The organism is Bradyrhizobium sp., from assembly GCF_019242285.1.
Lineage (GTDB): Bacteria > Pseudomonadota > Alphaproteobacteria > Rhizobiales > Xanthobacteraceae > Bradyrhizobium.
This window is the reverse complement of record NZ_JAFAVV010000731.1, coordinates 1-7,527: the sequence shown is the minus strand read 5'-3', so window position 1 is coordinate 7,527 and position 7,527 is coordinate 1. Positions and strand designations below refer to the sequence as shown.

At 66.1% G+C, this 7,527-nt stretch carries 6 protein-coding genes; 4 read left to right on the top strand and 2 right to left on the bottom strand.

The window, feature by feature from the left end:
• The coding region (locus JOY90_RS29660) for an ABC transporter ATP-binding protein (RefSeq protein ID WP_291694649.1) at positions 1-573 on the top strand (573 nt) is incomplete at its 5' end.
• Between the two features lie 150 nt (positions 574-723).
• Positions 724-1,842, top strand: a complete 1,119-nt coding sequence (locus JOY90_RS29655; RefSeq protein ID WP_291694648.1) for a branched-chain amino acid ABC transporter substrate-binding protein — start codon at positions 724-726, stop codon at positions 1,840-1,842.
• 107 nt (positions 1,843-1,949) lie between these two features.
• On the opposite strand, the gene JOY90_RS29650 is transcribed toward JOY90_RS29655, so the two are convergent.
• The gene (locus tag JOY90_RS29650) at positions 1,950-2,330 is read right to left on the bottom strand and encodes a response regulator (RefSeq protein WP_291694647.1); all 381 of its coding nucleotides are present in this window, start codon (positions 2,328-2,330) and stop codon (positions 1,950-1,952) included.
• Between the two features lie 209 nt (positions 2,331-2,539).
• Between JOY90_RS29650 and JOY90_RS29645 the strand changes: the two genes are divergently transcribed.
• Together JOY90_RS29645 and JOY90_RS29640 are read left to right on the top strand one after the other, a co-directional pair.
• Positions 2,540-5,335: a PAS domain S-box protein gene (locus tag JOY90_RS29645; RefSeq protein WP_291694646.1), complete on the top strand. Its 2,796-nt coding sequence runs from the start codon at positions 2,540-2,542 to the stop codon at positions 5,333-5,335.
• A gap of 55 nt (positions 5,336-5,390) precedes the next feature.
• Complete coding sequence (locus JOY90_RS29640; protein WP_291694645.1) at positions 5,391-6,386, top strand: P1 family peptidase; 996 nt, start codon at positions 5,391-5,393, stop codon at positions 6,384-6,386.
• Positions 6,387-6,404: 18 nt separating this feature from the next.
• On the opposite strand, the gene JOY90_RS29635 is transcribed toward JOY90_RS29640, so the two are convergent.
• Positions 6,405-7,226 carry an EF-hand domain-containing protein gene (locus JOY90_RS29635; protein WP_291694644.1) on the bottom strand — a complete coding sequence of 274 codons (822 nt, stop codon included), beginning with the start codon at positions 7,224-7,226 and terminating at the stop codon, positions 6,405-6,407.
• Positions 7,227-7,527: the final 301 nt, after the last annotated feature.

The window sequence follows — 7,527 nt, the reverse complement described above, 5'->3', positions numbered from 1 at the left end:
CCGCGCGCCCGCGCCGGAAACATCCTGTTCGACGGCGCCGACATCACGGCCGTCCCGACCCACGAGATCGCGCGCCTCCGGATCGCCCAATCGCCGGAAGGCCGCCGCATCTTCCCGCGCATGAGCGTGGGGGAGAACCTGCAGATGGGCGCCGATGCGACCGACGGCAGCGAGGCGGACCGCGCCCGGGGCCTGGAGCGGGTGCTGGCGCTGTTCCCGCGGCTCAAGGAGCGGCTGGCGCAGCGCGGCGGCACGCTGTCCGGCGGCGAGCAGCAGATGCTGGCGATCGGCCGCGCCCTGATGAGCCGCCCGCGCCTGTTGTTGCTGGACGAGCCCTCGCTCGGCCTTGCACCCCTGATCGCGCGCCAGATTTTCGATGCGATCCGCACGCTCAACCGGCAGGACGGCCTCACCGTGCTGATCGTCGAGCAGAACGCCAACCACGCCCTCAATCTGGCCCATCGCGGTTATGTCATGGTCAACGGCCTGATCACCCTGAAAGGAACCGGCAGCGAGCTCCTGCAACGCCCGGAAATCCGCGCCGCCTATCTGGAAGGCGGTCGGCGCCACTAGCTTGCCCCCTTCGCGTTCCCGTTGTAACCGCAAGATCGCTATTTTGCCTGAAAATTGCCGATGACTTCACGGAGAAATCAGTCGACAATAGCTGCGGTCTTGAATCCGGCATGTCCGGCATCCCCCCTCAAGCGATCACGAGGATCCCTCATGAAATCATTGAAGCTCATTGGCCTGGCATTTGGCACGTCCCTCGTGCTGTCCAGCGCGGCATTGGCGCAAGATACCACCGTCGCCGTGGCGGGTCCGATGACCGGTGGTGAATCCGCGTTCGGCCGCCAGATGAAGAACGGCGCCGACATGGCCATCGCCGAGATCAACGCCGCCGGCGGCGTGCTCGGCAAGAAGCTCGCGCTCGATGTCGAGGACGATGCCTGCGATCCGAAGCAGGCGCGCTCGGTCGCCGAGAAGATCGGCAGCCAGAAGATTCCGTTCGTCGCCGGACACTACTGCTCGTCATCGTCGATCCCGGCCTCCGAGGCCTATGCCGACAGCAACGTGCTGCAGATCACCCCCGCCTCGACCAACCCGACCTTCACCGATCGCAAGCTCTGGAACGTCGCCCGCGTCTGCGGTCGCGACGATCAGCAGGGCGAGGTGGCCGGCGCCTATATCGCCAAGCACTTCAAGGGCAAGAACGTCGCCATCCTAAACGACAAGACGACCTACGGCAAAGGCCTCGCCGACGAGACCAAGAAGGGGCTCAACAAGGCCGGCGTCACCGAGAAGATGTTCGAGTCCTACAACAAGGGCGACAAGGACTTCAATGCGATCGTCTCCCGTCTGAAGGCGGAAAAGATCGATCTCGTCTATGTCGGTGGCTATCATCAGGAGGCCGGCCTGATCCTGCGCCAGATGCGCGACCAGGGCCTCAAGACCGTGCTGATGTCGGGTGACGCGCTCGCCGACAAGGAATACGCCTCCATCACCGGCCCGGCCGGCGAAGGCACGCTGTTCACCTTCGGCCCCGATCCGCGCAACAAGCCGACCGCGAAGGCGATCGTCGAGAAGTTCAAGGCCAAGAGCATCGACCCCGAAGGCTACACCCTCTACACCTACGCCGCGTTCCAGGTGTGGTCGCAGGCCGTGGCCAAGGCCGGTACGATGGATCCGAAGAAGGTGATGACGACGATCAAGGGCGGTTCGTGGGACACCGTGATCGGCAAGCTCGAATACGACGCCAAGGGCGACATCAAGCAGATCGACTACGTCGTCTACAAATGGGATGACAAGGGCAACTACGCCGAGATCAGCACCAAGGGTTCCTAACGGGTCCTAATGGGTTCCTGGCGCTCCTGAACCCGCCAACCTTCGTCGCAGACGCCCCGGCTCGCCGGGGCGTTTTGCGTTGGAATACGTTATGCCTGGAGGCGCATTCAGGCGGCCGCGCCGGCGGCCGAGGCCGCAGATGCCTGTGCCGTCTCGATGGCGTGCAGCAGGTCGCTCGGCCGGAACGGCTTCTGCAGGTAGACCAGGTTCGCCTGCGCGATGGAGGCTGCATCGAGCGACGTCATGCCGGAGATTGCCACCACGGGAAGGCAGGGCGCGGCTTCGCGCATCTTGGCGATCACGTCGAAGCCATTGGCATCGTCCAGGAAGACATCGACGACCGCCGCGTCGAAGGTCTGCTCGTCGAACAGCTGCAACCCCGCTGCCGCAGTTGCAGCCTCGGTGACCTCGAAACGATTGACGCGCAAGATCATGCAGATCATGGCGCGGACGTCGTTCTGATCATCGATGACGAGGATGCGGGACATGGCGGAACTCCGGGATGGCTCCGATAAAGCCCAGAATCGCCAGGCTCGAAACTCCGTAAAACCACGGACACTATCCCGTCGAGAGGTAAATGCGCAGTTACCCGCTTTGGTTGTGCAGCAACCTTTTGGCTAGGATGCGACCAACATAACTTCCAGTTGATCTCGCCGAGCCCTCGTGATTCGGCGTATTCGATTGCTTCGGCCAGCGCGTGCAGGAGGCGAATATTCGAGCCGGCAACGACCGCACCGTCTTCCTTTCCACCCAGCCTGCCACGTCTCGTGACAAGGCGTTGGCGTCGTCGATCGTCGGCGTCTCGGCCGTTTGCTTCGCGCTGGCCGTCCCCTATGCCGGCGTGCCCCTCGCCCCGGTCCCCGCTTTTGTCGCGAGCTACCAGTCGGCGCTCGCAATCAACGACATTCTCACCGCGGTGCTGCTGCTCTCGCAGTTCGCGATCCTGCGCACCTGGGCGCTACTGCTGCTGGCCAGCGGATATTTGTTCACCGCCAGCGTCGCGGTCGTCCACGCCCTCACCTTTCCCGGCCTTTTTTCACCCGGCGGCCTGCTCGGCGCCGGCTCGCAGACCACCGTGTGGTTGTACATGATCTGGCACGGCGGGTTCCCGCTGCTGGTGCTGGCCTACTCCCTGACCAAGGGCGGCGATGGCGCGATCAGGGTGAGCTGGCCGGCCGGCAGGGCGATCCTGGCCAGCGTCGTCGCCGTCGTGGCCGTGGTCGCCGCGCTGACATGGGTCGTCAGCGCCTTGCATCCGTGGTTGCCCACGCTGCTGAGCGGGGGGCGCTACACGTCCCTCATGATCGCCGTCGTCTCGGGGGTCTGGAGCCTCAGCCTGGTCGCGCTGCTGATGCAGTGCTTTCGGCGGCCGCATTCGGTCATCGACGTCTGGCTCATGGTGGTGCTGTGCGCCTGGCTGTTCGACATCGCGCTGTCGGCGATGCTCAACGTGGCACGCTTCGATCTCGGCTTCTACGCCGGACGCATCTACGGCCTGTGCGCGGCGAGCTTCGTGCTCGGCCTGCTCCTGTTCGACAACGTCGCGCTGCAGGCCGAGATGGCCCGGCTGGTCCGCGCCCTGCGCGGGCAGGCCGCCTTCGAACGCAGCCGGCGCACCGAACACGAGCGACTGCTCAGCGCGGTGGTCGACTCCTCCAACGACGCCATCATCGCCACCACGCTCGACGGCGTGATCACCGCCTGGAACAGGGCCGCCGAGAGCCTGTTCGGCCATGCAGCGTCCGAGGCGATCGGAGCGCACATCTCGATCATCGTGCCGTCGAACCGGGGCTGCGAGGTCGAGGGTATCCTTGACCAGATCGCCCGCGGCGAAAACGTCGTCCCCTACGAGACCGTGCGAACCCGCAAGGACGGTCAGGACGTCGACGTCTCCCTGAGCGTTTCGCCGATCCGCTCGACGACCGGTGCGATCGTCGGCGCATCGCGGATCGTGCGCGACATCACCGAGGCGAAGAGAACGCAGCAGGCGCTCAATCGCGAGATCGACGAGCGGCAGCGGATCTTCGAGACCTCGCAGGACCTGATTCTCGTGACCGACTCGGTCGGCAACCTGACCCAGGTCAGTCCGAGTGCGGCGACGATCCTCGGCTTCTCGCCCGACGAGATGATCGGCCACAGCGCGATCGAATTCATCCATCTCGAGGATCTCGAGCCCACCCGCGAGCAAATGCGTTTCGCGCGCCGCTCGGGACAGCTCCGCAACTTCGAGACGCGCTACCGGCACAAGGACGGCCGCGCCGTGATGCTGAACTGGGTGGGGACCTGGTCGGAGCCGGCGAAGCGTCACTTCTTCATCGGCCGCGACCTGACGGAGAAGCACGCCGCCGAAGCCCACATCCGGCAGGCACGGAAGATGGACGCCATCGGTCAGCTCACCGGCGGCGTTGCCCACGATTTCAACAACATCCTCACCGTCATCGCCGGGACCATCGGCATCCTCGCCGAGGCCGTCGCCGACGAGCCGGAGCTGGTCTCGGTCGCCAAGCTGATCGACGAAGCCGCCGAACGCGGCAGCCAGCTCACCCGGCACCTGCTCGCCTTCGCCCGCAAGCAGCCGCTGCAGCCGAAGGAGGTCGACGTCAACGCGCTGATTCTCGAGACCGCGAAGCTGTTGCGCCCCACGCTCGGCGCGCGCATCGAGATCACGCCGAGGCTGGCCGACGATGCGTGGTCGGCCCTGGTCGACCCCAGCCAGCTCACGACCGCGATCCTCAACATGGCCCTGAATGCGCGCGATGCGATGCCGGAAGGCGGCCGGCTCACCCTCGAAACCCGCAACGTTCACCTCGACGCGGACTACGCCAGCATGCAGAACGAGGTCACGCCGGGCAACTACGTGATGATCGCCGTCAGTGACAGCGGCTGCGGAATCTCGGCCGCGAACCTCGAGAAGGTCTTCGATCCCTTCTTCACCACCAAGGGGATCGGCAAGGGCACCGGGCTCGGGCTCAGCATGGTGTTCGGTTTCGTCAAGCAGTCGGAAGGACACATCAAGATCTACAGCGAGGTCGGCCACGGCACGAGCGTCAAGCTCTATCTGCCGCGCTCGACCGGATTGGGCGCCGCCGTCGGCGAAGTGGCGCAGTCCCTGCCGGTGAAGGGCGGCGACGAAGCGATCCTCATCGTCGAGGACGATCCGCTGGTACGCAAATACGTCGTGGCGCAGGTGAAAAGTCTCGGCTACAAGGCCGTCGCGGTCGCGAACGCGGCCAAGGCGCTCGAAATCATCGACACCGACTTGCCGATCGACCTGTTGTTCACCGACGTGATCATGCCGGGTGCGATGAACGGCCGCCAGCTCGCCGACGCAGCCTTGCAGCGGCGTCCGACGCTGCGGATATTGTTCACATCGGGCTACACCGAGAATGCGATCCTGCATCACGGACGGCTCGATGCCGGCGTCCTGCTGCTCGCTAAGCCGTACCGCAAGCCCGAGCTCGCCAGGATGATCCGTCTCGCGCTCGCCGGTTGAAGCGGCCTGCCGGCTGCGATATCCATGCTCGATGGACGAGGGAACGAGCGGAACCTTGAACAACCTGCTCACTGACGTTGCTGGCGTGCGCGTCGGTCATGCCGATGACCGCAAGCTCGCCTCCGGCGTCACCGCGGTGCTGTTCGACCAGCCGGCGGTCGCCGCCATCGACGTGCGCGGCGGCGGGCCCGGCACGCGCGAGGATGCGGCTCTCGGGTTGGCCAACACCGTGGAGCGCATCGACGGCATCGCGCTCGCCGGCGGCTCGGCGTTCGGGCTCGAAGCCGGCGGCGGCGTGCAGGCCCGGCTCGCCGAGCTCGGCCGCGGCTTTGCGGTGCGCGGCGCGGTGATTCCGATCGTGCCCGGCGCGATCGTCTTCGACCTGCTCAATGGCGGCGACAAGTCGTGGGGGCGCTTTGCGCCCTATCGTGACCTCGGCTACACCGCGGCCGCTGCGGCCGGCACCAGCTTCGCGCTCGGCAGCGTCGGCGCCGGCCTCGGCACCACTACGATCAACTTCAAGGGCGGCGTTGGCTCGGCCTCGGCGAGAACCGAGCACGGCGTCACGGTCGCGGCGCTCGCCGTGGTCAACGGGGTCGGCAGCGTCACCGTCGGCGATGGACCCTGGTTCTGGGCCGCGCCGTTCGAGGTCGGCGATGAATATGGCGGGCGGGGCCTGCCGGCGTCGTTCACCCCGGAGATGCTCGCCATCCGCACCAAGGGCGGCGCGGCGACGACCGCGATCGAAAACACGACGCTCGCCGTCATCGCCACCGATGCGATCCTGACAAAGCCGCAGGCGAAGCGGCTCGCGATGATCGCGCACACCGGCATGGCGCGGGCGATCTATCCCGTGCATGCGCCGCTCGACGGCGACGTGTTGTTCGCCGCGGCGACCTGCGAGAAGGCGATCGATCCCTTGGTCGGCCTCACCGAGCTCGGTGCGCTCGCCGCCAACACGCTGGCGCGGGCGATCGCGCGCGGCGTGTACACGGCCACCGCCTTGCCCTTCCCCGGCGCGCTGCCGGCCTGGCACGACCGCTTCAAGTAGCAATCACGGGGGCGGCGGTCAGACGCTGAGCGAAAGCGGCGCAGCGGCGAAATTCTGCGCGTGCTGCATCATCTGGTCGAACTGGACATAGGAATAGGCCGACGACGGGATTGGCGTCACTGAAGAGCCCGGACCCTGCGTCAGCGTGGCCGAGACTTGCTCGAGGCCATTGACGGGAGCGGTGGCAGAATTGTCCGCGGTGGACGATCCCGAGGACGCCGCCGATGAGGACGAGGAGGAATCGAGCGCCGCCATCAGCGCCGCGATCATCGGATCGGTCGCGCCGGTGTCGCTGGTCGCGTCGGTGCTGCCCGTATTGTCCGAGCCGGAGACGGCGTGGGCGTGATGATGGCCGTGATGGCCGCCCGCGCCCTGTAGCGCATTCTTCATCTCATCGAGGCTGACCGAGCCGTCGCCATTGCTGTCGAGCTCGCCGAACACCTTGTCGGCCGCCGCGACATTGGTGCCGCCGGCGCCGAGCGCGCTTTCGAATTCGGATTTGCTGATCTGGCCGTTGCCGTCGCCGTCGATCAGGGAGAACAGATCCTGCAGCGACGCATCCGGGCTCTGCGCCGACGACGATGTGGACGTGGATGTCGAGGCCGCGCCGGCCTGGCTCTGGGCGTCGAGCAGCGCGCCCATGGTCTGGGCCGATATCTGCGGCGCGCCGCCGGTGCCGCCGGACGGTGCCGTCGAGGTGGCCGGTGGCGTGCTCGCGTTGCCGAGATCGAACGGATTGGTCGCCGCCTGGCCCACACCCGTGGATTGCGACGCCTTCGTCGCAGTCAACGCTTGCAGGCTTTCCCAGATTGTCGACACGGCGCCAAGGGCCATCAGCATGACGATACTCCAACAAATGGCCGCAAGATACGCGGCGTGTTTTCCCGCCGTCGAGGCAGCAAGTGGCGTGCCAGCATGAAAAAGGGCGGAAAAATAAGGACTTTTCGCCTTCATCATCGGACGGAACCCCGGCAATAGCTGCCGCGCTCGGCAGGATTTTCCGCCTCGATTTGCCCGCCTGACGCCCCCATGCTAGGCGGGAGTCATCAGCAGCGCGTCGCCAAGCGGTTCTGTGGAAAGCGCCCGATGTCCAGTTCGTTCACGCCCCGTCCCCTCGTCATCGCGCCGTCGATCCTGGCGT

Coding starts and splice junctions, on each gene's coding strand:
- JOY90_RS29650 (WP_291694647.1), bottom strand. CDS start 2,330: ATGTCCCGCATCCTCGTCATCGATGATCAGAACGACGTCCGCGCCATG.
- JOY90_RS29635 (WP_291694644.1), bottom strand. CDS start 7,226: ATGCTGATGGCCCTTGGCGCCGTGTCGACAATCTGGGAAAGCCTGCAA.
- JOY90_RS29655 (WP_291694648.1), top strand. CDS start 724: ATGAAATCATTGAAGCTCATTGGCCTGGCATTTGGCACGTCCCTCGTG.